This is a genomic window from Mycobacterium sp. (assembly GCF_029961025.1).
GTDB lineage: Bacteria > Actinomycetota > Actinomycetes > Mycobacteriales > Mycobacteriaceae > Mycobacterium.
The window spans coordinates 563714-588305 of sequence record NZ_JASBVP010000002.1; the positions used below are offsets into that span (position 1 = coordinate 563714).

General features: G+C 66.0%; 19 protein-coding genes. 7 read left to right on the top strand and 12 right to left on the bottom strand.

The window, feature by feature from the left end; translation table 11 throughout:
• Nucleotide 1: 1 nt before the first annotated feature.
• The 3 genes from QJR12_RS03345 to QJR12_RS03355 are packed head-to-tail and all read right to left on the bottom strand — an operon-like array spanning nucleotide 2 to nucleotide 3539.
• Entirely contained in the window at nucleotides 2-748 is a 747-nt protein-coding gene (locus tag QJR12_RS03345) for a succinate dehydrogenase/fumarate reductase iron-sulfur subunit (RefSeq protein ID WP_300576180.1), read from the bottom strand.
• On the bottom strand, nucleotides 749-2674 hold the full coding sequence (locus QJR12_RS03350) for a fumarate reductase/succinate dehydrogenase flavoprotein subunit (RefSeq protein ID WP_300576183.1): 1926 nt from the start codon (nucleotides 2672-2674) through the stop codon (nucleotides 749-751).
• 43 nt (nucleotides 2675-2717) lie between these two features.
• The gene (locus QJR12_RS03355) at nucleotides 2718-3539 is read right to left on the bottom strand and encodes a hypothetical protein (RefSeq protein ID WP_300576185.1); all 822 of its coding nucleotides are present in this window, start codon (nucleotides 3537-3539) and stop codon (nucleotides 2718-2720) included.
• 385 nt (nucleotides 3540-3924) lie between these two features.
• Here QJR12_RS03355 and nirB point away from each other — a divergent pair, with 385 nt between their 5' ends.
• The 6 genes from nirB (at nucleotide 3925) to QJR12_RS03385 (ending at nucleotide 11277) form a co-directional block, all read left to right on the top strand.
• On the top strand, nucleotides 3925-6516 hold the full coding sequence (nirB, locus tag QJR12_RS03360; RefSeq protein ID WP_300576188.1) for a nitrite reductase large subunit NirB: 2592 nt from the start codon (nucleotides 3925-3927) through the stop codon (nucleotides 6514-6516).
• Between the two features lie 55 nt (nucleotides 6517-6571).
• Nucleotides 6572-6925 (top strand): nitrite reductase small subunit NirD, encoded by a 354-nt coding sequence (gene nirD, locus QJR12_RS03365; protein WP_300576565.1) that lies wholly within the window; start codon nucleotides 6572-6574, stop codon nucleotides 6923-6925.
• 606 nt (nucleotides 6926-7531) lie between these two features.
• On the top strand, nucleotides 7532-8788 hold the full coding sequence (locus QJR12_RS03370) for a PPE family protein (RefSeq protein WP_300576191.1): 1257 nt from the start codon (nucleotides 7532-7534) through the stop codon (nucleotides 8786-8788).
• 84 nt (nucleotides 8789-8872) lie between these two features.
• Nucleotides 8873-9172, top strand: a complete 300-nt coding sequence (locus QJR12_RS03375; RefSeq protein WP_300576193.1) for a PE family protein — start codon at nucleotides 8873-8875, stop codon at nucleotides 9170-9172.
• A gap of 11 nt (nucleotides 9173-9183) precedes the next feature.
• The gene (locus tag QJR12_RS03380; RefSeq protein ID WP_300576196.1) at nucleotides 9184-10554 is read left to right on the top strand and encodes a PPE family protein; all 1371 of its coding nucleotides are present in this window, start codon (nucleotides 9184-9186) and stop codon (nucleotides 10552-10554) included.
• A 366-nt stretch (nucleotides 10555-10920) separates the two neighbouring features.
• Complete coding sequence (locus QJR12_RS03385; RefSeq protein ID WP_300576198.1) at nucleotides 10921-11277, top strand: DUF732 domain-containing protein; 357 nt, start codon at nucleotides 10921-10923, stop codon at nucleotides 11275-11277.
• Nucleotides 11278-11320: 43 nt separating this feature from the next.
• Here the strand turns inward: QJR12_RS03385 and QJR12_RS03390 are convergent, their stop codons facing one another.
• The 9 genes from QJR12_RS03390 to QJR12_RS03430 all read right to left on the bottom strand — a co-directional run bounded on the left by QJR12_RS03390 (nucleotide 11321) and on the right by QJR12_RS03430 (nucleotide 23863).
• The gene (locus QJR12_RS03390) at nucleotides 11321-12223 is read right to left on the bottom strand and encodes a hypothetical protein (protein ID WP_300576201.1); all 903 of its coding nucleotides are present in this window, start codon (nucleotides 12221-12223) and stop codon (nucleotides 11321-11323) included.
• A 96-nt stretch (nucleotides 12224-12319) separates the two neighbouring features.
• Nucleotides 12320-13033: a sirohydrochlorin chelatase gene (locus tag QJR12_RS03395; protein ID WP_300576204.1), complete on the bottom strand. Its 714-nt coding sequence runs from the start codon at nucleotides 13031-13033 to the stop codon at nucleotides 12320-12322.
• Nucleotides 13034-13055: 22 nt separating this feature from the next.
• Entirely contained in the window at nucleotides 13056-14471 is a 1416-nt protein-coding gene (locus QJR12_RS03400) for a nitrate/nitrite transporter (protein ID WP_300576567.1), read from the bottom strand.
• Between the two features lie 173 nt (nucleotides 14472-14644).
• Nucleotides 14645-15802: a uroporphyrinogen-III synthase gene (locus QJR12_RS03405; protein WP_300576207.1), complete on the bottom strand. Its 1158-nt coding sequence runs from the start codon at nucleotides 15800-15802 to the stop codon at nucleotides 14645-14647.
• Between the two features lie 271 nt (nucleotides 15803-16073).
• Nucleotides 16074-16817: a respiratory nitrate reductase subunit gamma gene (gene narI / locus QJR12_RS03410; protein WP_300576210.1), complete on the bottom strand. Its 744-nt coding sequence runs from the start codon at nucleotides 16815-16817 to the stop codon at nucleotides 16074-16076.
• Nucleotides 16814-17482, bottom strand: a complete 669-nt coding sequence (gene narJ / locus QJR12_RS03415; protein ID WP_300576213.1) for a nitrate reductase molybdenum cofactor assembly chaperone — start codon at nucleotides 17480-17482, stop codon at nucleotides 16814-16816. Before narJ ends, narI begins: the two co-directional genes overlap by 4 nt.
• Entirely contained in the window at nucleotides 17479-19089 is a 1611-nt protein-coding gene (gene narH, locus QJR12_RS03420; RefSeq protein ID WP_300576215.1) for a nitrate reductase subunit beta, read from the bottom strand. Before narH ends, narJ begins: the two co-directional genes overlap by 4 nt.
• 2 nt (nucleotides 19090-19091) lie before the next feature.
• Nucleotides 19092-22757, bottom strand: coding sequence for a nitrate reductase subunit alpha (locus QJR12_RS03425; RefSeq protein WP_300576218.1), 3666 nt, complete (start codon nucleotides 22755-22757; stop codon nucleotides 19092-19094).
• A 299-nt stretch (nucleotides 22758-23056) separates the two neighbouring features.
• Nucleotides 23057-23863, bottom strand: a complete 807-nt coding sequence (locus QJR12_RS03430; RefSeq protein ID WP_300576220.1) for a methyltransferase domain-containing protein — start codon at nucleotides 23861-23863, stop codon at nucleotides 23057-23059.
• A 239-nt stretch (nucleotides 23864-24102) separates the two neighbouring features.
• Between QJR12_RS03430 and QJR12_RS03435 the strand changes: the two genes are divergently transcribed.
• Nucleotides 24103-24585 carry a MarR family transcriptional regulator gene (locus tag QJR12_RS03435; protein ID WP_300576223.1) on the top strand — a complete coding sequence of 161 codons (483 nt, stop codon included), beginning with the start codon at nucleotides 24103-24105 and terminating at the stop codon, nucleotides 24583-24585.
• The last annotated feature ends 7 nt before the right edge of the window (nucleotides 24586-24592 follow it).

Consider the following 24592-nt stretch of genomic DNA (forward strand, 5'->3'; position numbering starts at 1 on the left):
TTCAGCGACGGAACAACCTGTTACCCAGCCACACCAGCGGATCGTATTTACGGTCGGCGACCCGCTCTTTCATCGGGATCAGCGCGTTGTCGGTGATTTTGATGCTTTCCGGGCAAACTTCGGTGCAGCACTTGGTGATGTTGCAATAGCCCAGGCCGTGCTCCTCCTGCGCCCGAGTGCGCCGATCCAGGGTATCCAGCGGATGCATTTCCAGCTCGGCGATCCGCATCAGGAAGCGCGGACCGGCGAATGCCTTCTTGTTCTCCTCGTGATCACGGATCACATGGCACACGTCCTGGCACAGGAAGCATTCGATGCACTTGCGGAACTCCTGCGAGCGCTGCACATCGACCTGCGCCATCCGGTACTCGCCGGGCTGCAGTTCCTTAGGTGGAGTGAACGACGGGATCTTGCGGGCCTTCTCGTAGTTAAACGAGACGTCGGTCACCAGGTCGCGGATCACCGGAAACGTCCGCAGCGGGGTCACGGTCACGACTTCGTCCCGGCCGAACGTCGACATCCGGGTCATGCACATCAGCTTGGGCTTGCCGTTGATCTCAGCCGAGCAGGAGCCACACTTACCGGCCTTGCAATTCCAGCGCACCGCGAGATCCGGGATCTGGGTGGCCTGCAGCCGGTGGATGATGTCGAGCACCACCTCGCCCTCGTTGACCTCAACGGTGAAGTCCTGCAGCGTGCCGCCACGCTCGTCGCCGCGCCATAGCCGCATGCTGGCGTTGTAGCTCATCTAGCTTCTCCGTCCCGGGTGATCGGCCAGCTCTTCGTCGGTGAAATACTTTTCGAGTTCATCGATCTCGAAGAGCTCCAGCAGGTCGGGCCGCATCGGTACCTGCTCTTCGCGGGTGATATTGACCGTGGGAAAAACCGAGTCGCCGGAGAGTCCATCACCGGCACGGCATACCAGCAGGATCTTACGCCAGGCGGGATCCATCGACGGATGGTCCTCGCGGGTGTGACCGCCGCGACTTTCGGTGCGTTCCAGCGCCGCTTTTGCCACGCATTCGCTGACCAGCAGCATGTTACGCAGGTCGATGGCCAGGTGCCAGCCGGGATTGTATTGCCGGTGGCCTTCGACCACGATGTTGGCGTAGCGCGCCTTCAACTCCTCCAGCCGCGAGATCGCCTGGGTGATTTCGTCAGCCCTGCGGATGATGCCGACCAGGTCGTTCATGGTGTCCTGCAGGTCGGTGTGCAGCTTGTACGGATTTTCAGCCGCCGCAATATCTTTCGGAGGATCAAACGGCGCAAGCGCCATCTTGGCTGCGGCATCGACCGCCTCGGCGGGCGGGGACGGCCGGTGCGAGAGGGCCCGCACATAGTCGGCGGCACCCAGTCCCGCACGCCGACCGAACACGATCAGGTCGGACAGCGAGTTACCGCCCAGCCGGTTGGAGCCGTGCATGCCGCCCGAGCACTCGCCGGCTGCGAACAACCCCGGCACCCTGGCGGCGCCGGTATCCGGGTCGACTTCGATACCGCCCATCACGTAGTGGCAGGTGGGCCCGACTTCCATTGGCTCCTTGGTGATGTCGACGCCCGCCAACTCCTTGAATTGGTGATACATCGACGGCAGCAGCTTGAGGATGTCTTCGGCTGACCGCCGGGATGCGATGTCCAGGTAGACCCCACCGTGTGGGCTGCCGCGGCCGGCTTTGACTTCGGCGTTGATCGCGCGCGCCACCTCGTCACGGGGCAGCAGGTCAGGTGTGCGCCGGTTGTTGTCATTGTCGTAGAGCCAGGCGTCGGCTTCCGCTTCGGTCTCGGCGTACTGGCCTTTGAACACCGGCGGGATGTAATCGAACATGAAGCGCTTGCCGTCGGCGTTTTTGAGCACCCCGCCGTCGCCGCGAACGCTTTCGGTGACCAGGATCCCCTTGACGCTGGGTGGCCAGACCATGCCGGTCGGGTGGAACTGGACGAATTCCATGTTGATCAGCGTGGCGCCGGCCCGCAGCGCCAGCGCGTGCCCATCTCCGGTGTACTCCCAGGAATTCGACGTGACCTTGAACGACTTGCCAATGCCGCCGGTGGCCATCACCACCGCGGGCGCCTCGAACAGGATAAATCGCCCGCTTTCACGCCAATATCCGAAGGCACCGGCGATGCGGTCGCCATCCTTGATCAGTTCGGTGATCGTGCACTCCGCGAATACCTTGATCCGTGCTTCGTAGTCGCCGAACTCGCCGTAATCCTCTTGCTGAAGTGCGACGACCTTTTGTTGCATGGTACGGATCAGTTCCAGACCGGTGCGGTCGCCGACGTGGGCCAGTCGCGGGTAGGTGTGCCCACCGAAGTTACGCTGGCTGATCCGGCCGTCCTTGGTGCGGTCGAACAGGGCACCGTAGGTCTCTAGCTCCCAGACCCGGTCGGGCGCCTCCTTGGCGTGCAGCTCGGCCATCCGCCAGTTGTTGAGAAACTTGCCGCCACGCATCGTGTCGCGGAAATGCACTTGCCAGTTGTCTTTAGGGTTGACGTTGCCCATCGCGGCCGCGGCGCCCCCCTCGGCCATCACCGTGTGTGCCTTGCCGAACAATGACTTACACACCACGGCCACCCTCAGGCCGCGTTCGCGTGCTTCGATCACGGCGCGTAATCCGGCGCCGCCGGCACCGATCACGACGACGTCGTATGAGTGCCGTTCGACCTCAACCATGAAACCCTCGCTCAATCCTTGCCAAAAATCCCGAATGTGCTTGTCACCCAATAAACCTCAAGTCATGGATGGTGCCGCTGGCCACCAGCATGATGTAGAAGTCGGTGAGCACCAGAGTGCCCAGTGTGATCCACGCCCACGTCATGTGGCGAGTGTTGATCCGGCTGATCTGCGTCCAGAGCCAGTAGCGGATAGGGTGGCTGGAAAAGTGCTTGAGCCTCCCGCCCATGACGTGACGGCAGGAGTGACACGACAAGGTGTAGATCCAGAGCAGGATCACGTTGCCGACGATAATGACACTGCCCAAGCCCAATCCGAAACCCGACGGGGAGTGAAACGCGACGATTGCGTCGTAGGTGTTGATCACCGAGACGATCAATGCGAAGAAAAAGAAGTATCGGTGGCTGTTCTGAATGATCAGCGGCAGGCGGGTCTCACCGGTGTAATGGACGCGCGGCTCGGGAATCGCGCAGCTGGTGGGCGACTGCCATACCGAGCGATAATAGGCCTTGCGATAGTAATAGCAGGTGATCCGGAATGCGAGCAGAAACGGCAACACCAGCATTCCCAACGGAATCCACCAGGGGAAGTGCCCCAGCCAGACACCGAGATGGCTGGCACCCGGCTGGCAGGAAGCGCTGATGCATGGCGAGTAAAACGGTGACAGGTAGTGGTAGTCGGGAACCCAATACGCGCTTCCCCACATGCTGCGAATGAACCCGTAGATCAAGAAGGCCGCCAGGCCGATGTCGGTCATCAGGGGCGCCAACCACCAGCGGTCGGTGCGCAGTGTCGGTTGCGCTATCGGGGCGCGGCGGGGTGAGAAGACGCCGGCTGCAGGACGGTTGGTCGTGGGTGCGCTCATCTGGTATGGATTCCCTTTTCACGTTTCCTGCTCGGAGCGTACCCAGATGGATACGCCCACTATCGCGGGGGGTGGATCCGGTCGTGATAGGACCGCCATACCCTCGTCGTCGCCGTCGCGTCAGCGCATGCCGACCTCGACCGGACAGTGACCTGGCTCACGGCTTAGACCCGTCCCCGCTGGGCAGGCCCCTCGTTACCCACCGCGTCCTCATCGCGGTGCCCACCTGGGGATGACCGGGCATCCGTCGGTCACCTCGTCACGTTGCACCGAGGGTCGCTGGCCGCGAACCTCTCGGCCCCGGCCCCCCACGCTGTCAGGACTCCGTCACAGCGGTGTCACATGATGCGACATGACGGAAACATCGCATTTCTAACCTCATGTCATGGCTCAAGTCGTCGACGGGCGCGAGGGCCGCAGCGGGCGCGCGATCGTTGTGGTCGGGCACGGCATGGTGGGCCATCGGCTAGTCGAGGCGCTGCGTGCCCGTGACCCCGACGGGACCTGTCGGATCACGGTGTTGGCGGAAGAGGCCAACGCGGCCTATGACCGGGTGGGGCTCACCTCCTACACCGAGACGTGGGATCGCGGGCAACTGGCGCTGCCGGGAAATGACTACCACGGCGATGAGCGGGTGCGGCTGTTGCTGAGCACGCGGGCCACCGAGATCGACCGGGCGGGTAGATCGGTACTGACCGCAGACGGCCAACGGCATCGGTACGACAAACTGGTGCTGGCCACGGGTTCGCGCGCGTACGTACCGCCGGTCCCCGGCCATGACCTGCCCTGCTGTCACGTCTACCGCACACTCGACGACCTGGATGCCATCCGGGTCGACGTGCAGCACACACTGAACGCCGGCCACACCGACGCCGGTGTGGTGATCGGCGGGGGACTGCTGGGGTTGGAAGCCGCTAACGCCTTGCGCCAGTTCGGACTACAGACACACATCGTGGAGATCATGCCGCGGCTGATGGCGCAGCAGGTCGACGAGGCCGGTGGTGCGCTGTTGGCCCGGATAATTGCCGACCTTGGCATCGCGGTGCACTTGGGTGTGAAAACCGAGGTGCTCGAGGCTGTCTCGCGTGATGATGGCTCACAGTCGGTACGGGTGAGCTTGTCCGATGGGCAGGTGATCGACGCCGGCGTGGTGATCTTCGCCGCCGGCATACGGCCCCGCGACGAGTTGGCGGCCGCGGCCGGCCTGGCCATCGCCGAGCGGGGTGGTGTGCTCACCGATTTATCGTGCCGGACCAGCGATCCTGACATTTACGCGATCGGCGAAGTGGCGGCGATCGAGGGCCGCTGCTACGGACTGGTGGGCCCGGGCTACACCAGCGCCGAGGTGGTGGCGGACCGACTGCTAGGCGGCGCGGCGGAGTTTCCCGAAGCCGACCTGTCCACCAAGCTCAAACTGCTGGGCGTTGATGTCGCCAGCTTCGGCGACGCCATGGGCGCCACCCCGAACTGCCTCGAGGTCGTCGTCAACGACGCGGTGAACCGAAGGTACGCCAAACTGGTGTTGTCCGATGACGCGAAGACGCTACTCGGCGGCATCCTGGTCGGAGATGCCTCCAACTACGGGGTGCTGCGGCCAATGGTCGGCAGTGAGCTGCCCGGCGACCCGCTGGCGCTGATCACCCCGGCCCGCGGCGACAGCGCGGTCGTGGGGGTGGGTGCGCTGGCGCCGTCGGCGCTGATCTGCTCGTGCAACAACGTCACCAAGGGGCAGCTCACCGCGGCGATCGCCGACGGCTGCACCGACGTGCCCGCGCTCAAAGCATGCACCGCGGCGGGCACGTCATGCGGATCATGCGTTCCGATGCTCAAGCAGTTGCTGCAAGCCGAGGGCGTGCAACAGTCCAGGGCGCTGTGCGAGCACTTCAGCCAGTCACGCCAAGAGCTCTTCGAGATCATCATGGCCACCGGAATCCGCAGCTTCTCCGGCCTGCTGAGCCGCTTTGGTCGCGGAAAGGGTTGCGACATTTGTAAACCCGCGATCGCTTCCATCCTGGCATCCACCGGATCCGACCATATTCTCGACGGTGAGCAAGCGTCGCTGCAGGACTCCAACGACCATTTCCTCGCCAACATTCAGCGCAACGGCAGCTACTCGGTTGTGCCGCGGGTTCCCGGTGGCAGCATCGAACCCGAGCATCTGATTTTGATCGGTCAGGTCGCGAAGGAATTCGGCCTCTACACCAAGATCACCGGTGGGCAGCGCATCGATTTGTTCGGCGCCAGGGTCGACCAGCTGCCGGCGATCTGGAAGCGGCTCGTCGACGGCGGCATGGAGTCCGGCCATGCCTACGGCAAGGCGGTGCGCACCGTGAAAAGCTGCGTGGGCACCGATTGGTGCCGATATGGACAGCAGGATTCGGTGCAGATGGCCATCGACCTAGAGCTGCGCTACCGGGGGCTGCGGGCACCGCACAAAATCAAGATGGGTGTCTCCGGGTGCGCGCGAGAATGCGCTGAGGCGCGATCCAAGGATATCGGCGTGATCGCGACCGAACGGGGCTGGAACCTGTATGTTGGTGGGAACGGTGGTTTTTCGCCAAAGCACGCGCGGTTGCTGGCCGGTGACCTCGACGACGAGACGCTGATCCGCTACATCGACCGGTTTGTGATGTTCTACATCCGCACCGCGGACCGGCTGCAGCGCACGGCAGCCTGGATCGACTCCCTGGAGGGTGGACTGGATCATGTGCGCGAGGTGGTGTGCGACGACTCGCTGGGCTTAGCCGAAGAATTCGAAGCCGCCGTTCAGCGTCACGTAGCCAACTATCGGTGCGAATGGAAAGCGGTGCTGGAGGATCCGGAGAAGCTGGCGCGCTTCGTGTCATTTGTGAACGCTCCCGACATCCCCGACCCGACCGTGATCTTCACCGAAGTCAACGGACGCAAAAAGCCGGTTCCTGCCGGCGAGCGCCGGCCCGATGCCGTGCTCATCGGCATGCCGCGAGTGCCAACGTGAGACCCGACGCATGATCGAAGACCTCACGGCTCCCGCTGAGGGCGGAGCCCAGCTGATGGCCCGCGATGGCGAAACCTGGACGTTGGCCTGCGCCTACGACGACCTGATCCCTAACCGGGGTGTCGGCGTGCTACTCGACGATGGCTCCCAGGCGGCGCTGTTCCGGCTTGACGACGGATCCCTCCACGCGCTTGGGAACATCGATCCGTTCAGCGACGCCGCGGTGATATCCCGTGGCATCGTCGGAGACCGGGGCGGGCACATCATGGTCCAATCACCCATCGGCAAGCAGGCTTTCGCCCTTGCCGACGGGCACTGCCTCGACGACCCCTCGGTCACGGTACCGGTGTATCCAGTGCGCGTCACGCTTGACGGCTATGTCTGCATCGGCCGCCCGGTCGTCGCGTAGTGTCATTGTCCCGCAGGGCGCCGTTATCGGTAGGTGCCCAGATCGGCCGGCCGTGCGGGTAGCGAATCGCAATATTGCCATCGTTTGGTTGCCGCGATCGGAGACGAATGCAGACAGCACAACCAACACACCACGGTACCAAGGGGTTTCGTGACCAAGGTAAGCGCCCGCAGCTCATTTCGGTGAATCGGCGATGTCGTATGTCTGCGGCCGTAAGCAAGTTCTCACCTGCGGTGTGAGGTCGCCGGTATCTCCTTTTTACCTCGCGATTACCGGGCCGGAACGCAACACCAACACGTTCCCCGCAGCATGATCGCTGTACCGGGTGCGATGTTCACGCCCGCCACAAGCCGGGCGGGCACAAAGCCAATAGGTCCGCCGCGGCGGGCAACTGACCCGAACCGAAGGTCGGCCCCGGCATGATGAGAAGGGAGAGTGCAGGTCTGTTGGCTACCACCGCCGGAATCGTTCCACGGTCGGGATCACCGAAAAACGGTGTCGTTCAACTGCATTTAACCGCTATGACCCGCAGCAACCGGACCACGACCAGGTGTGCCGCCGGACACGATCTGGTTGCAGCCTGCTAAGCCCCCGGGGAGTTCAGGCATGGATTTCGGAGCGTTACCACCGGAGATCAACTCTGGCCGCATGTATGCCGGCCCGGGGCCGGCGCCGATGCTGGCCGCCGCGGCCGCCTGGGATGCGCTATCGGCCGAGTTGCAAACCGCCGCAGCTTCGTACAGCAGGCGGATCACGGATCTGGCCGGTGCGTCCTGGACGGGTCCGTCATCGGTGAGCATGGCCGCGGCCGCCGCCCCATACGGGGAGTGGATGAGTGCCACGGCCGCCCGGGCCGAGCAGACGGCCGCTCAGGCGCGGGCGGCGGTGGCAGCCTATGAGACCGCGTTCGCCGCGACGGTTCCCCCGCCGGTGATCGCAGCCAACCGCAGCCTGTTGATGGCCCTGATCGCGACGAATTTCCTGGGTCAAAACACCCCGGCGATCGCGGCCACCGAAGCCCAGTACGCCGAGATGTGGGCCCAAGACGCCGCCGCGATGTACGGCTACGCCGGATCCTCGGCCGCCGCAACGCGGATGGTCCCGTTCACCGCCGCACCGCAGACCACCGACCCCGGCGGTCTTAGCGGTCAGGCTGCTGCGGTAGCCCAATCCGCCGGTGCGGCAGGCGGCGTCAACACCCAGGCGGCGTTCTCACAGCTGCTTTCGGCGGTGCCGCAGGCGCTGCACAGCCTCGCGTTGCCGGCCCCGGCAGCCACGCCGTCGACGTCGGCACTGCCCTCCAGCCTGTCGAGCCTGAGCACCCTGGTGACCAACCTCACCGGCCCGTACTCACCTTTTGCGCTTACCGACGTGGCCGGAGCGCCTTTTCTTTTCGGCATACAGAACGTGCTGATTCCCCACAACGCGGAGGGTGTTGCCACTGTGCTCGGTGGTGGGGCGATGAAGTCGTTGTTGCCGGCGTCGCTGTTACCGCCCCCGGTTTCGGGTGTGGGTGCGCTGAGCCCGGCGGGCAGCGGTGCAGCGGCGGTATCGGCGGGTATGGGTCACGCGGGCATAGTCGGGGGACTCTCGGTGCCGAAGACCTGGGCGGCGGCGGCGCCAGCGATCAGGCCGGTCGCCGAGGTGTTGCCCGGATCCGACCCGGGCGCCGCCGCGCCGATCGCCGCGGACAGCGGGGGAAGCCTGTTCAGCGACGTGGCGCTGTCGAGTCTGGCCGGACGCGCTATCGGCGGCACCGCCACCCGCTCCGTCGGTAGCGCCACCGGCGGCGTCATCGGGAGCGCTGCCGCGGACGCCGACGCCACGGTCACCATCATCGTGATACCGCCAACGAACCCATAACGATTAGCTTATGTTCTCACAGCTCAAGGATTTTGGGTTCATACCCAAACACAGGGAAATATCGGGAAAGAAGGAGGAAACCCAATGTCGTTTGTGACCATCCAGCCGGAGGCGCTGGCCGGTGCGGCGGGCGACCTGGCCGGCATCGGCTCGGCGATAGCCACCGCCAATGCGGTTGCGGCAGCCCCCACGACGGGGGTGATTCCAGCGGCCGCCGACGAGGTATCGGCGCTGACCGCCGCGCAGTTCGCCGCGCACGCCCAGATGTATCAGGCCGTCAGCGCCCAGGCCGCGGCAATTCACGAGATGTTTGTCACCACGTTGGCGACGAGCGCGGGGTCCTACGCGGCCACCGAGGCCGCGAACGTGATCACCACGAGTTAACGGGCTTAGCAGTGGATTTCGGAGCATTGCCACCGGAGATCAACTCCGGCCGGATGTATGCCGGCCCGGGGTCGGGCCCGATGCTGGCGGCCGCCACGGCCTGGGACGGGCTGGCCGGGGAATTGCAATCCTCCGCGGCCCGCTGCGGCTCGGTGATCGCGGATCTGACCAGCGGCCCGTGGAGGGGTCCATCCTCGGGGTCGATGGCGGCCGCTGCCGCACCGTACGTGGCGTGGATGTCGACCACGGCGGAGCGGGCCAAAGAGGCGGCGCTGCAGGCCAGGGCGGCGGCGGCCGCCTATGAGACGGCGTTTGCCGCGACGGTGCCGCCGCCGCTGATCGCGGCGAACCGCAGCCAGCTGGCGTCGCTGGCGGCGACCAACATCTTCGGGCAGAACACCGCGGCAATCGCGGCCCTCGAGGCGCAATACGCCGAGATGTGGGCCCAAGACGCCGCCGCGATGTTCGGCTACGCCGGCTCCGCGGCGGCCGCCACCCGGGTGACGCCGTTCAGCCCGCCGCCGCCGACCACCAATGCGGCCGGGCCGCTCGCCCAGGGCGCGGCGGTGGGCCAGGCCGCCGGTGCCTCGGGTGGCACCGGCGCGCAGTCGGTGCTCTCGGGGATCCCCCTGGTTCTCCAAGAACTGGCGTCGGCCAGCACGTCGTGGAACAAGACGATGGGCGGACTGCTGAACGGCCTCACCGGATCATCGTCGGCGTCATCGATCTATCAATCCCTGTTCGGGATCGGCTCCGGCGCGAAGGCCATCCTGCCGGCCAACGACGCCATGATCAGCACCCTGCTGGGAATGGTGGAGTTCCAGAAGTCCTTCCACCCGTTGGGGTTAGGAGGGGCGCTGGGTAATCTGTTGCCGAACCTCGGGGCCGGGTTGGGTGAGGCCGGAGGGCTCGGGGCGGCGCGTCTGGGTACCGCCGCCTCAGCGGTGTCGGCGGGTGTGGGCCGCGCGGGATTGGTGGGCATGTTGTCGGTGCCGCCCAGCTGGGCGGCGGCCACCCCGGCGATCCGAATGCTGGCCACGGCGTTGCCGGGAGTCGGCCCGGCCGCCGCTCCGGCGGTCCTGGCGGGCGACGCGGGAAGCCTGTATAGCCAAGTGGGCGTGGCGGGTTTGGCCGGTGGCGCCATCGGCGCCACCGGCCCCCGTGTCGGCACCGCGACCCTCAAGGGCAGCCCCAAACCGGTGCAACTTGAGCGGCTCGTCACCGAGTTGTCGAAGCAACCCGACAACCCGGCGGTGCAGCACTGGCACACCGACTCGGCCGGACTGCAGAACCTGCTCGCCGACCTGTCGCGAAAACCGGGGATCCACGCGGTTCACCTGTCCTCGGCCAACCCAGCCAAACCCGCAGCATCGAAGCCGTGATCTGGTGCTAATCCGAAGAGGTTGCACCGCACGGCCTCAGGTCCGCACGGCCACAACCGGGCGGCTGTGCGAACTATGGCACACGTTGTTCACCAAATTAAAAGGTCGTGAAGGTAACCGAAAATCAGCGTCCCACAATAGATATTTACCTGCAGGAGGAGTAACGTCAAAGCGAGCCGTACCCGTGAGTGGCACCAATGTCGTGCGGATCATGACCCAGCGGTGGGGAATTCGGCAGATCTTCGGGAGCCGCGCGGATTGGACAGGGTGCTGTTCACGGTTCGACGACGATGTCGCGGCGGGAAAATTAGCCAGTCAGCGGAGTACACCTGTAAAGGAAAATCCTTGAGAGTTAAGTATTTGTGCGTGACGATAGCCGCTGGAGTCCTGCTAGCCTCCGGGACCGCACCCGCCGTGCCGGCGCACGCCGAGTCGGGTCCCGACATCACCGGAACAAGTCCCAACGATGCCGTTGCCGACTCAGGTTTCATCGACACGGGTTTCCTTTCCGCACTCAACAATGCGGGTATCACCTACCGCAACCCGTCCCAGGCCGTCGCAGCCGGCGAGGCGGTGTGCGGGCTGATGGACAACGGGGTGTCGGGCATCGAAGTCATCGACGACGTGAAGAAGGCCAATCCAGCATTTTCGCTAGACGGCGCTGCCAGGTTCGCGGCGATCGCGGCGAACGAGTTCTGTCCTCAACATCTGCAGCACACGTAGAGATCTATGCCGGCGTTACTGAGTTACCGAGCACACGAGCGTGTCAAGCGACGCTGCGGGCCGGTGTCGATGCCGCGATGTTGTTCACGTGGTTGACCGCCACCGCGACGGAACTCTGCCCCGGCAAAGCGTCGACGGTGTTGTAGTCGAGATGGGCCAGCCCGGGCGGGCTGGTGTCGTAGAACCTCACGGCGAGCGTGATCGCCTCGGCCAGGGCAGGCCCGCCGACAACCGGGTTGGTTACCAGACCGACGGCTTGCTGCAGCAACCCGCCCGGCTCGGTGAGCCCGGCGATCAGGTTGAGGATCAGGTTGCGTTGGATACTCAATTGCACGGCCGCGTCATAGACCGCGGTAAGGTCTGCCCCGGCCTGATCATTGGGTGTGGTGGTGTACAGGTCGCCGGGATTGGCGAAATCCCACCAGGTGTCAACACCGCTGCTGTTTTTGGGAATCTGCGTGGCGGTGAGATTAAACGACGAGATGCCCCGCCCGCCCGGGTCGGTTCCGCCGGGGAAGGTGTGCCCCAGACCGCGGGCCGGATTGCCGAACGTGTAGCCGCCGATCAGGTTCGGCCGCGCCCACTGCAACGGGCCGCCCATGATGGCGGCCAGCACCCGGGAGGCCGCCTCGGCACCCTGACTGTAGCCGCCCATCGCGAATGTCTGCTGAGGGTTGGCGGTGATCCAGGTGCTGGCGTAGCTGACGGCGATTTCGACGGATTCGGCATAGCTGGGAGCCGTTGGTAAGTCGGGCGGGATCGGCCCGAACGAGTATGGCGCGATGACCGGCACCTCGAAGACGAGGTTGGGGTTGGCTTGTTTGACCACGTCGGAGGGGAAACCTGTGCCGGGTGCGTCGAACGTGCCGGCAAAAGTCAGGACCGCATGCCGCGGCGCCGGGTCGGTGCCGGATTTGTCGGTGCCGATGGGTTGTTGCTGGACCATGAGCCCTCCCGATGCTTTCGCGCACCAGCAAATTCACTAGAGGCCCTTGGATGATAGCTCGGCGCCGGTGCAGCAAGGGTGGGTCTCGACGGGGAGCTACACCGACGCCGTCGTGGGAGTCGGTGACGGCGGGGCACAGCGCCGGCGGGCACGGGCGAATCGGGTGGCGGCCAAGCGAACCAAGCCAGGGTTGGTGCCCACTGGATCGGTGACCACATCGGCGCCGCAGGTTCGCAGGCGGTCCTGGAATAGGCCGTCGGCCAGCAGATAGGAGGCGACCACCACCCGGCGCGCACCCGCACGGCGTGCGCGGGTGACCGCCTCGGGGACGCGCGGCTCCCCCGCGGCGAATGCCAACTCCACGCGTGATCGAGTGACTGCGGACAGCCGTGTCGCGGTGGCGCACAAATCGGCGCGCGCCACCCGGTCGGATGTGCCCGCGGCCGCAAGGATCACCGAATCACCCTGGCGCCAACCCGATTTCACCAGCTGGGCGCCGATAATCCGCACGATCTGCGGGCTCGGCCCGAGCGCGGGGGTAACGCGGACATCCGGGTGTCCGCTGGCCGCGATATGGGCGGGCAAATCGGCGCGGACATGATAGCCGCGGGACAGGAACGCGGGCAGCACCACGGCAGGCTCGCCGTTCGCCGCGGCCGACGAAAGCACCTCGCCGGGCGTGGGACCCAGCACGTCGACGAACGCCACCTGCACGGTGCGCTTGACCAGCGCGCTGACCCGATCGGCGAGCTGTGCGAGCATGGCGACACCACCCGCGTGGCGGGTGCCGTGCACGACCAGGAGATTCATTTGGTCTCCGGTGCCGGAGTTGCTACGCATCGGCCCGGGCCGGCTCCAGGCGCCCCGGCAGTTTGGCGGCGGCCCGCGCCGGGCCGCGCACATACATCCCCCAGGTCAGCGCCGAGGCGGCGACATAGAACGAGATGAAAACCCCGAACGCGCCGGTGGCCGACCCGCTGAGCAGGTAGGACTGCCGCAGCGCCAGGTTGATGCCGACGCCCCCGAGGGCGCCGATTGCCGAGGCGAACCCGATCAGCGCCCCGGATGTGGCCCGCGACCAGTGCCGGCGCTCGTACTCGCCGACAGCCAGCGACCGGCTGCGTGCTTCGAAGATCGACGGGATCATCTTGTACACCGAGCCGTTGCCGATCCCGGACAAGATGAACAGCGCGACGAAACCCAGGACGTAGCCGATCATGGTGGCCGCCGTGGTGCCCCCGCGGGTGTGGTCGTGATGCACGCTGACACCGACCAGCAGGCCGGCCGCCAGGATCATGCCGACGAACACCGCTAGGGTTACCCGGCCGCCGCCCACCCGGTCGGCCAGTTTTCCGCCGTATACCCGGGTCAGCGACCCGAGCAGCGGGCCGATGAACGCGACCTGCGCGGCATGCAGCGATGCCTGGGCGGTGGTCTGCCCGCCGCCGACGAAGGTGATCTGCAGCACCTGGCCGAACGCGAACGAGAACCCGATGAACGAGCCGAAGGTGCCGATGTAGAGCAGCGAGATCACCCAGGTGTCACGCATCGAAAGGATCGAGCGCATGGCGGTGCGGTCGATCTTGTGCTGCTCGAGGTTGTCCATGAACACCGCCGCCCCGATGCCGGCAATGACCAGCAACACCAGATAGATCGCGCAGACCCAGTACGGCGCCCGGTTCCCCGCGACGGCGATCAGCAGCAGAGCGACTACCTGGACCACCGCAACGCCGATGTTGCCGCCACCGGCGTTAAGCCCCAGCGCCCAGCCCTTGAGCCGCTGCGGGTAGAAGGCGTTGATGTTCGTCATCGAGGACGCGAAATTCCCGCCACCAAGCCCGGCCAACGCCGCGCAGACCAGATACGGCCACAGCGGCAGGCCGGGGTGCGCCATCAGCCACATCGTGCCGACCATCGGGATCAGCAGCACGAACGCCGAGAACATGGTCCAGTTGCGGCCGCCGAACGTTGCGGTGGCCGCCGTGTACGGAATCCGCAGGAAGGCGCCGACCAGTGAAGCGGTTGCGCCCAGCAGAAACTTGTCGGCGGCGGAGAACCCGTACACAGCCTGGGGCATGAACAGCACCATCACCGACCAGATCGACCAGATCGAAAAGCCGACATGCTCGGCAACGACCGACCAGACCAGGTTGCGGCGGGCGATGTCTTTGTGACCGGACTCCCAGGCCCGGATGTCCTCGGGATCCCAGTGTGAGATGCGATGCGTGCGAGCGAGGAATTTGGCGATTGACACCCGCTCACGCTAGGGATCCGTTGTTACCCGCGACGGCAGCCGACGATGACCCGGGTGTGAAATCGGGCTCACCGTCGCGAAGACGACGGGTGAGATTGCGGCCCGGTCACGGGGACTGCGCCGGGCCGGCCTGACGGGCATGGCAAGCCCCGATCCGTTGGCCGGCATCATCCATGGGGATGGCATTCCGCCGGGTCGATCGCCAGCCGGTAGCCGCGCTTGACGACGGTTTGGACCACGCGGGGCGTGCCAAGCGCGGACCGCAGCCTGGTCATTGCGGTTTCGACCGCATGGGTGTCCGCACCGCCCCCCGGCAGCTGCGCGAGCAGCTCTTCCCGGGAGACCACCCAGCCGGGTTTCACCATCAACCGCCGGAGCACCGCCATCCCGGCCGGCGGCACCGCCCGGATGTCGCCGTCGACCGCGACCGTTGTTCTGCGCACGCTGATGTGATGGCCTCCGGCGGTGAAATAGCGCGCGCGGCGCGGAACCTCATCGGTGATCAACCGGGCGAGCGCGCCCAGCCGGTAGCGGTCGGGGTGCACGGTCGGAATACCCAGCCGGGTCAGCGGCGAGCAGGTGACCGGGCCCACGCAGATGGCCGCCACGGTATCGCGCATCGCCGCGATGAGCTCGGCCATGCAGCCGAGAGCCTTGGCCCGCTGCAGCATCGAGGCGACCGCCGGGGCACTGGTGAAGCTCACCGCGTCAATATCGCCGGGGACGATCATCGCGATCAGCTGATCCATCGGCCGGGTGTCCTCGGGTTGCGTCCAACGGTAGACGGGCACCTTGATAACGTGCGCTCCCGCGAACGCCAGGGCTTCGCAAACGTCAGCGTTGGGTTCCCACTCCGAGGCCGCGCCGTGCAGTTGGACCGCGATGCGCAATCCGGCTGCGCCGTCGGCCAACAGCCGGTCGAGCACTTCCCGCGACGCCTCAGACTCCGGGCTCCACTCCTCACAGAGCCCGGCCTGGCGGACCGCACCGCGCGCCTTGGGTCCCCGCGCGAGGATGCGCGTCGCCGCGAGCGCGGCGATCAGGTCGTCGGCGACATCCCAGCCGTGCGCGGCCTCAATCCAGCCACGGAAGCCGATACCGGTGGTCACCACGAGCACGTCGGGCGGCTGCTGGATGAGCAGTGCCGTGACACGCTGCAATTCGACATCGTCGACCAGCGGGATGATCCGGATCGCCGGGGCGTGCACGACGGCGGCGCCCCGGCGCTCCAACAGCGTGATGAGTTCCTCAGCCCGTCGCGCCGCCGTCACCCCGACGGTAAATCCCGCTAATGGCCCGCTTGCGGGAGATTTCAACGATTCCATCGCTCACCGGAACGTCAGACCGTCGACACGCCGTGCGGCCGGTCGGTGAACACGATCACAGGTCCCTTCCTCCCGTGGTGATAAGTGTGCTAATAAGTGCACACCCGCCGTGTTGCCTGGCCGTTAAGTCGGAAAAAAGTGTTGTTGCGTCACCGCTGCCCCCGATGACCGGTGTGCTACCGGCTACTCACTGGCCGGCCGTCGAGGGAGGTGAGGTGGGGATGCGGCCACGCCGCATTCGGCGGCGTGACTGCGGCGATCGGGCCGGAGGTCAAACCCAGCGACTCCGCGCGGGCGGGGCTTGCGGCACGACCCAGGCTTTCGCATAGCGGCCGGCGGGCGTTTTCTGCGGATCGCGGCTGCGATAGATCAGGTACGGGCGAAATAGGTATCCGGCGGGTGCGCTGAACACATGCACCAGGCGGGTGTACGGCCAAATACCCAGCAGCGCCAAAACGATCAGGGCATGCGCTTGAAACGTCCACGGGGTGTGGGCCATCAGCTCCGGCGCCGGGTGCAGCGAAAACAGGCTGCGGAACCACGGCGAGACCGTCTCGCGATAGTTGTAGGTGGCAAAGACGTTGGTCAGCGTGTTGAGCATTCCGGTCAGCAGCGCCCCCACCAGCAGCAGGTACATCAGCGTGTCGTTGCGGGTCGTCGCCTGGCGCACCGCAGTCACCGTGATCCGCCGGTACAGCAGGATTCCCAGCCCGGCCACCACGGCGAACCCGGCGAGCAAGCCCAGCGCAACGGCCATCAGGTGGTAAGCGGGTTCGGCGATCCCGACCGCCGACGTCCACGATTGCGGAATGAGCAGACCCACGACATGACCGCCGAACACGCCGAGCAGGCCGAAGTGGAATAACGGGCTCCCCAGCCGCAGCAGCCGACTCTCATAGATTTGCGACGACCGCGTGGTCCAGCCGAACTGATCGGTGCGGTAGCGCCAGATATGGCCCAGCACAAACGATGTCAGCGCGACATACGGCGCGATTATCCACAGTGAGCCGGTCACCGACGGCCCTGCGCCGTGATCGGATCCACCGCGAACACGTCCAGTCCGACGTCCTCGTCCGGCGGGCCCTGTGCGGCCAGCTCGGCAATCCGGCGGCGGTCGGCGGTGCTGATCGGCGGCAGCGTCGCCAGGACGGCGGCCACCACGGCGGCATAGGGAGAACCGCTGTCCAGCAGGGACAGTCGCAACAACTCGAGAACCGCGACGTTCTCGGCGAGTAACCGCTTCCCCTGCACGGGGTCGATGGTGGCCGCGAACTCGAGAACCAGAGGCAGGTAATCGGGCAGCTCGCCTTCGGCCGGCTGCCTGCCGGCCCGGCGGTAAGCGTGCTGGAACCGCAGCAGTGCCATACCGCGTTTGCGGGTGTCTCCGTAGGCGTAGTAGGTCAGGTGCAGGCTGGCGCGGCGGTGCATGTCGAACGTCTCGACGTAGCGCGCGGCGAGCCGCAGCGGATCCGCATCGGTGAATTCCGCCAGAAACCGCAGCAGCGGCGCGCCCACCGACGCGGGCAGTTCCATTGCCGCAGACCTGAGTTGATCGATCATCGCGAGTGTCTGCGCCCCGGGGTAGTCCAGCAGCAGCGCGGCTATGCGCCACAGCAGTCGTTGCTCCCGCCCGGATAGCCGGGCACCGTCGCCGGCCGCCCGGCGGGTCAGCGACCTCATTTCACCGGCACCAGCCCATCGGTGCTCTTGCCGTCCCAGTTGAGCAGGTTGACCCGAACGGGCTTGTCCTGCGCGGCAGCGTTGGTTTCGGTGAAGTGGAATTTGTCGGCCGTATCGGCCATGGCGTCAATGGCCGCCATCCCCGGCCCACCCGCACCGTCGAGGCTGCATCCGCTGGCCAGCGCGTCCAGGCGGTGCGCGTCTGACCCGGCGCCGTTGGGGATCACGTAGCGGTCGGAGTATTTGGCGATCGCCAGCAGCCGGTACATCGACTCGATCTGCTCGCCGCTGAGCCCAACCGACGCCGGGACCGTGTCGTCGAAATCCTCGCCCAGATTCGCAGCGCGCATATAGCAGCGCATCGCCGCCAGCCGTTGCAGCGCAACGCGAACCGGCCCGACGTCACCGGCGGTGAACAGCTGCGCCAGGTACTCGACGGGAATCCGCAGTGCGTCGATAGCACCGAACAGGTTATTGGCGTTCTCCCCGTCGTGGCCGGTTTCGGCGAGCACGTCGACGACCGGGGACAGCGGCGGGATGTACCAGACCATCGGCATGGTGCGGTACTCCGGATGCAGTGGGAGCGCCAGCCGGTAGTCGGCGATGAGCCGGTACACCGGGGAATTCCGCGCGGCCTCGATCCATTCGCCCGAGATCCCGGCGCGCTCGGCTTCCGCGATCACCCGCGGGTCATGCGGATTCAAAAACACGCCCAGCTGAGCCGGGTACAGGTCCCGCTCGTTACGCACCGACGCGGCGGCCGCCACGGCATCGGCGTCGTAGAGCAGCACCCCGATGTAGCGCAACCGGCCGACGCAGGTCTCCGAACACACTGTCGGGATCCCCACCTCGACACGCGGGTAGCAGAAGGTGCACTTCTCGGCCTTGCCGGTCCGGTGGTTGAAGTAGATCTTCTTGTACGGGCAGCCGGTGATGCACTGCCGCCACCCGCGGCAGCGGTCCTGATCGACCAGCACGATGCCGTCTTCGGTGCGCTTGTAGATCGCGCCGGACGGGCACGACGCCGCGCACGAGGGGTTCAGGCAGTGCTCGCAGATGCGCGGCAGGTAGAACATGAAGGTCCGCTCGAACTCAAGGCGAACCTTTGCTGAAATTTCTGCCACCTTGGCCAGCAGTGGGTCGCGGGCAACCTGCTCGGGCCCCCCGCCGAGGTCGTCATCCCAGTTCGCGCCCCAGCTCACCGCGGCGTCTTCACCGGTGATGAGGGACTTGGGACGGGCCACCGGCGTGGTGTCCCTCGCCGGCGCTGACAGCAGGTTCTCGTAGTCGTAAGTCCACGGGTCGTAGTAATCCGACATCGTGGGCAAATCGGGGTTGGCGAAGATGTTGAGCAAGCGCTTCACGCGGGATCCCGACTTCAGCGTCAGCGTGCCGCGCTTGTTGAGGGTCCAGCCACCCTTCCACTTCTCCTGATCTTGGTAGCGGCGCGGATATCCTTGCCCGGGGCGGGTTTCCACGTTGTTGAACCAGACGTACTCCACACCGGCGCGGTTGGTCCAGGCCTGCTTGCAGGTGACGCTGCAGGTGTGGCATCCGATGCATTTGTCGAGGTTCATCACCATCGCGAGCTGAGCCATGACCTTCATCGTCAGTACTCCACGTCTTGCGAGCGTCGCCGGATCGTGGTGATCTCGTCACGCTGGTTTCCGGTGGGGCCGTGGTAATTCAACGCGAACGACTGCTGGGCGTAGCCGCCGATCAGATGTGACGGTTTGATCACGATCCGGGTCAGCGCGTTGTGTCCACCGCCGCGTTTGCCGGTCTTCTCGGCACGCGGCACGTCCACCACCCGGTCCTGCGCGTGGTACATGAACACCAGGCCCTCCGGCATCCGGTGGCTGACGATCGCGCGCGCGGTCACCACACCGTTGCGGTTGGTGCATTCGATCCAGTCGTTGTCCTTGACGCCGATCTTCGCCGCGTCCACGTCTGACATCCAAATCGCTTGCCCACCACGGGAAAGTGTGAGCATGTGCAGGTTGTCCTGATAAGTGGAGTGGATGGACCACTTGGAATGCGGTGTCAGATACCGCACCGTGATCCCGCCGCTGCCGGTCCCGAACGCCGGCTCGCCGAACAGCGCCGTCATGTCCAGCGGCGGACGAAAGATCGGCAACTGTTCGCCGAGTTCGCCCATCCAGTCGTGATCGAGGTAAAAATGCTGCCGTCCGGTCAGTGTGTGCCACGGCTTGAGTCGTTCGGTGTTGATCGTAAACGGCGAATACCGACGGCCCCCGGCCTCCGAGCCGGACCACTCCGGCGACGTGCCCACCGGAACCGGCCGGGACTGGGTGTCGGCGAAGCTGACCCGCCGTCCTTCGTTCTCCTTCGCGAGGTCGGCGAGCTCGATGCCGGTGCGCCGCTGCAGCGCCTCAAAGCCCTCCACGGCAAGCCGACCGTTCGTCGTCCCGGACAACGCCAGGATCGCCTCGGCGGCATGAATATCTTTGGCCAGCGACGGTCGTCCCGCCGCCACCCCGCTGACCACCGCTCCGTTGACCCCGCGCAGATAGTCCACTTCCGCCTCGGGATGCGTGGTGACTCCCTTGATCGTGAGGCCGGCCGTTTCGACCATCGGGCCCAGCGCCGCCATCTGCTCGGCGACCGCCGGGTAGTCGCGTTCCACCACGACCAGGCGCGGCATCGTCTTTCCCGGAATGGGTTCGCACTCACCGGTTTTCCAGTCCAGCACCCGCCCGCCCGGCTGCGCGGTGGCGTCAACGCTGTCGTGCTGCAGCGGTACCGCGACGACGTCGGTGCGGGCGCCGAGGTGCTTCCCGGCGAGCCAGGAGAACCCACGCGCGATCCGGTGGAACGCCTCGAAGTCGGTTTTGGCTTCCCACGGCGGTGAGATCGCCGGCGAGAACGCGTGCACGAACGGATGCATGTCCGTGCTGGACAGGTCGTGCTTCTCGTACCAGGTGGCCGCGGGCAGCACGACGTCGGAGAACAGCGTGGTGCTGGTAGTGCGGAAGTCCAGCGACAGCAGCAAGTCCAGTTTGCCGACCGGCGCCTCGTCACGCCAGCGCACCTCTAGCGGGCGCACACCATCCGCATCGCGTGCGGCCACGTTGGCATCGGTGCCCAGCAGGTGTTTGAGGAAGTACTCGTTCCCCTTCGCCGACGAGCCCAGCAGGTTGGACCGCCACACCGTCAGGCAGCGCGGAAAGTTCTCCGGCGCATCCGGATCCTCGCACGCGAAGCGCAGATGGCCGGTCTTGAGGCCGTCCACGACATGTGCCGACACCTCCTTGCCCAACCGCGCCGCCTCGTCGGCCAGATCCAGCGGATTGCGATTAAACGTCGGATAACTCGGCATCCAGCCCAACCGGCTCGCCAGCGCGATGTTGTCGGCCGCGGTTCGTCCGGCGAATCGGCCCCGGGCCAGCGGGGAGGCCAGCATCTCCGAGGTGAACCGGTCGTAGCGCCACTGGTCGGTCGCCAGGTACCAAAACACCGTGCCCTGCATCTGCCGCGGCGGCCGCTGCCAATCCAAGCCGAAAGCCAGCGTCGACCACCCGGTGACCGGCCGGCACTTCTCCTGCCCGACGTAATGCGCCCAGCCGCCGCCGTTCACGCCCTGACAACCGGTCAGCATCACCAGCGCGAGGAACGAGCGATAAATCTGGTCGGAATGAAACCAGTGGTTGGTCCCGGCGCCCATCAAGATCATCGACCGGCCACCCGATCGCCGAGCGTTGTCGGCGAATTCCCGCGCGATCCGCTCGGCCGCCGGGGCCGGCACCCCGGTGATCGGCTCCTGCCACGCCGGGGTGTACGGTTCTGCGGGGTCGTCATACCCGGTCGGCCAGTCGCCGGGCAAACCCTCGCGGTGCACACCATACTGTGCGAGCAACAAGTCAAACACCGTCGTGACCCGGTGCCCGGCGATCACCTTCGTCGGCACACCGCGCCGCAGCACACCCGGACGCTCACCGTCGAACCGCGGCAGTCGCACCGCGGCCACCTCGCTGTGGGCGCCGTACAGGGTGAGCATCGGGTCCACCCCGCACAGGTCGAGATTCCACTTGCCCTTCCCGGATGCGGTGAACCGATATCCCAGCGAGCCGTTGGGCACAACCGGGCTGCCCTGGGCGTCGAGCAGCACCGTTTTGAACGATGAACCGTCGCTGGTATCGCCGAGATCGGCTGCGGTGAGGAATTTTCCGGGCAGCCACTCACCGTCGCACCTGGACAGCGTCACCAGAAAAGGCAGATCCGTGTACTTTTTGACGTAGTCGGAAAAGTATCGGGTCGTCCGGTCGACGAAGAACTCTTTGAGGATCACGTGGCCCATCGCCATCGCCAGCGCCGCGTCGGTTCCCGGCCGCGCCGGCAGCCACTCATCGGCAAACTTCGTGTTGTCCGCGTAGTCCGGTGAGACCACGACCACCTTTTGGCCGCGATACCGGGCCTCGGTCATGTAGTGGGCATCGGGTGTCCGGGTTACCGGAACGTTGGAGCCCCACATGATCAGATAGCCGGCATCGAACCAGTCGGCCGATTCGGGAACATCGGTCTGGTCGCCGAACACCTGCGGTGATGCGACCGGAAGGTCGGCATACCAGTCGTAAAACGACAGCATCGAACCGCCGATCAGCGAAATGAACCGCGCTCCAACGGCATGACTGACCATCGACATCGCCGGTATCGGCGAAAAGCCGGCCACCCGGTCGGGGCCGTAGCGTTTGATGGTGTACACGTGCGCCGCGGCCACGATCTCAACGGCCTCCCACCACTCGGCCCGAACAAACCCGCCTTTGCCGCGTGCGGCCTTATAGCGGTGGGACTTCACCGGATCCTCCACGATGTCCGCCCACGCCAGCACCGGATCCTCCAGCCGCTGTTTGGCCTTTCGGTAATCCTCCAGCAAGACACCGCGCACATACGGATAGCGCACGCGCGCAGGCGAATACGTGTACCACGAGAACGAGGCCCCGCGCGGGCAGCCGCGTGGCTCGTATTCGGGCTTGTCGGCGCCGATCGACGGATAGTCGGTCTGCTGCGACTCCCAGGTGATGACACCGTCCTTGACGTAAATCTTCCACGAACACGAGCCGGTGCAGTTGACGCCGTGTGTCGAGCGGACCACTTTGTCATGCGCCCAGCGGTCCCGGTAAAAAGCATCTGCCGAGCGACCGCCGATCTTATGCAGCGCCCGGCGATCCGGTGAGATCTCGTCGCGATGGAAATATTTCCCGAACCTCAGCAAGGCGTCGGCGGCGGCCCGGCGATTCTGTCGCAGATCGACCACTATGCCTCCACTCGCACAACAACTATCGCGCGCTCAGCCACCGAGGGTAGGGGAGGTTTTACGGTAGGCAAAAATACGCACCGGCGCACCCGGGCCGCGGTGCGGTTGCGTTAACACCCCGGCCACATTGGGGCACGCGGGCATGCCGCGGTTTTGCCGTCGAGCATCGCAAAGCGCTGCTGGGCGCCGTGATCGGTTGATGACAACCGCGTCCGTGCGGCCGAAGGGTCTGCGCGGTGTCCAAAAGATGTTGCCCACCCGTAACACGGGGCGGGCGCGCGGCGAAGCGGGGCCGCCGCTCAGCGCTTTCGTGCGGTGACGAGCAGGACCTCCCACTGCATCGCGCCGCCGACCAGGTAGCGCCGTGCGAGCTCGATGAGCTGGGCGTCGAGCGCGGCCGCCAGCACCGTGTTATCACCGATGGTGCGGTAGGCCTCGATTGTCGGGCCGTAGTACTTCTTGAAGTACTCGTGTACGTCCTGGGCTCTGTCGAACCGGTCCACCCGCAGATCGACCCGCCGCATGGTGATCTCGTGGACCCGCTCCCCCAACAGCCCGGTGACGTACTCCTCACGGCCCCACAGCGCCTCGGGGGGCATGCCGGGAAGCTGGGTGGGCCGATACGGCCGGATCATGGCCAGCATCCGGCCGAACCATCCCTCCGGCGTCCAGCTGATCACACCGAGCCTTCCCCCGGGCCGGCAAACCCGGACCAGCTCGTCGGCGGCACGCTGATGATGTGGGGCGAACATCACGCCGATCGCGGATACCACCACGTCGAACTCGTTGTCGGCGAACGGCAGAGCTTCCGCGTTAGCTTCCCGCCACTCCAGTGTGACGCCCTGCTCTGCGGCCCTCTGTTGGGAGCGCTGCAGCAACTCCGGTGTGAGATCGCTGGAGATCACGCTGGCGCCCGTCTTGGCGGCGGGGATCGAGATGTTGCCGGATCCGGCCGCTACATCGAGCACCCGATCGCCCGGGCCGATACCGGTGGCATCGACCAGTATCGGGCCGAGCGGGGCCATCACCTGCTCGGCCATGAGGGCGTAGTCCCCCAGCGCCCACACCGCTCGGTGCTCGCTAGCGGTCGCGTTCTTGCTGCTCATGCGGATCCTCCTGGGAATCGGGGGCGAAAACGGGTCTCGGCGACCGTGAGGTCGCCGTCGCGGTCGGTGCGGTGCAGCTGCCAGACCGCACCAAAACTATAGATCTCGACTATAGTAGCGCTAGGAAACAGTTGATCTGAGTAATTATGGATGGTGTTACCCTAACATCGATCTTCGCAGCGCGGTGACGGGGTTCACCGCCTCGGGGAGCGGGCGCGGCAGCATACGGGAGCAGTTAGATGTCCGCCGATGACGCGACGACAATCGACGAGTCGCTGGATGCGCTGACCGACGCGCTGCTGACCGCGTCACGGCTGCTGGTGGCGATCTCGGCGAAGTCGATCGCCCTGGTCGACGAGACCATCACGATCCCGCAATTCCGCACCCTGGTGATCTTGTCCAATCGCGGCCCGATCAACCTCGCCACGCTGGCTGCGCTGCTGGGTGTGCAGCCGTCGGCCGCCGGCCGGATGGTCGACCGGTTGGTCGGGGCCGGGCTGATCGATCGGTTGCCGCACCCCAGTTCCCGCCGCGAGCTGCTGGCGGCACTGACCGCGCGCGGGCACGCGGTTGTGCGGGAGGTCACCGCGCACCGGCGCGCCGAGATCGCCGCTATCGTGCGGAAGATGCCGCCGCCCGAGCGCCACGGGCTGGTGCGGGCCCTGACGGCTTTTACCGCCGCCGGCGGCGAGCCCGCCGCCCACCTTCACGACGAGTCGTAGCCGGCAA

Coding starts and splice junctions, on each gene's coding strand:
- QJR12_RS03435 (WP_300576223.1), top strand. CDS start 24,103: ATGTCCGCCGATGACGCGACGACAATCGACGAGTCGCTGGATGCGCTG.
- narH (WP_300576215.1), bottom strand. CDS start 19,089: ATGAAGGTCATGGCTCAGCTCGCGATGGTGATGAACCTCGACAAATGC.
- QJR12_RS03395 (WP_300576204.1), bottom strand. CDS start 13,033: ATGAATCTCCTGGTCGTGCACGGCACCCGCCACGCGGGTGGTGTCGCC.
- narJ (WP_300576213.1), bottom strand. CDS start 17,482: ATGAGGTCGCTGACCCGCCGGGCGGCCGGCGACGGTGCCCGGCTATCC.
- QJR12_RS03350 (WP_300576183.1), bottom strand. CDS start 2,674: ATGGTTGAGGTCGAACGGCACTCATACGACGTCGTCGTGATCGGTGCC.
- QJR12_RS03405 (WP_300576207.1), bottom strand. CDS start 15,802: ATGGAATCGTTGAAATCTCCCGCAAGCGGGCCATTAGCGGGATTTACC.
- QJR12_RS03355 (WP_300576185.1), bottom strand. CDS start 3,539: ATGAGCGCACCCACGACCAACCGTCCTGCAGCCGGCGTCTTCTCACCC.
- QJR12_RS03370 (WP_300576191.1), top strand. CDS start 7,532: ATGGATTTCGGAGCGTTACCACCGGAGATCAACTCTGGCCGCATGTAT.
- QJR12_RS03345 (WP_300576180.1), bottom strand. CDS start 748: ATGAGCTACAACGCCAGCATGCGGCTATGGCGCGGCGACGAGCGTGGC.
- QJR12_RS03375 (WP_300576193.1), top strand. CDS start 8,873: ATGTCGTTTGTGACCATCCAGCCGGAGGCGCTGGCCGGTGCGGCGGGC.
- nirD (WP_300576565.1), top strand. CDS start 6,572: ATGGCCCGCGATGGCGAAACCTGGACGTTGGCCTGCGCCTACGACGAC.
- QJR12_RS03390 (WP_300576201.1), bottom strand. CDS start 12,223: ATGGTCCAGCAACAACCCATCGGCACCGACAAATCCGGCACCGACCCG.
- nirB (WP_300576188.1), top strand. CDS start 3,925: ATGGCTCAAGTCGTCGACGGGCGCGAGGGCCGCAGCGGGCGCGCGATC.
- QJR12_RS03430 (WP_300576220.1), bottom strand. CDS start 23,863: ATGAGCAGCAAGAACGCGACCGCTAGCGAGCACCGAGCGGTGTGGGCG.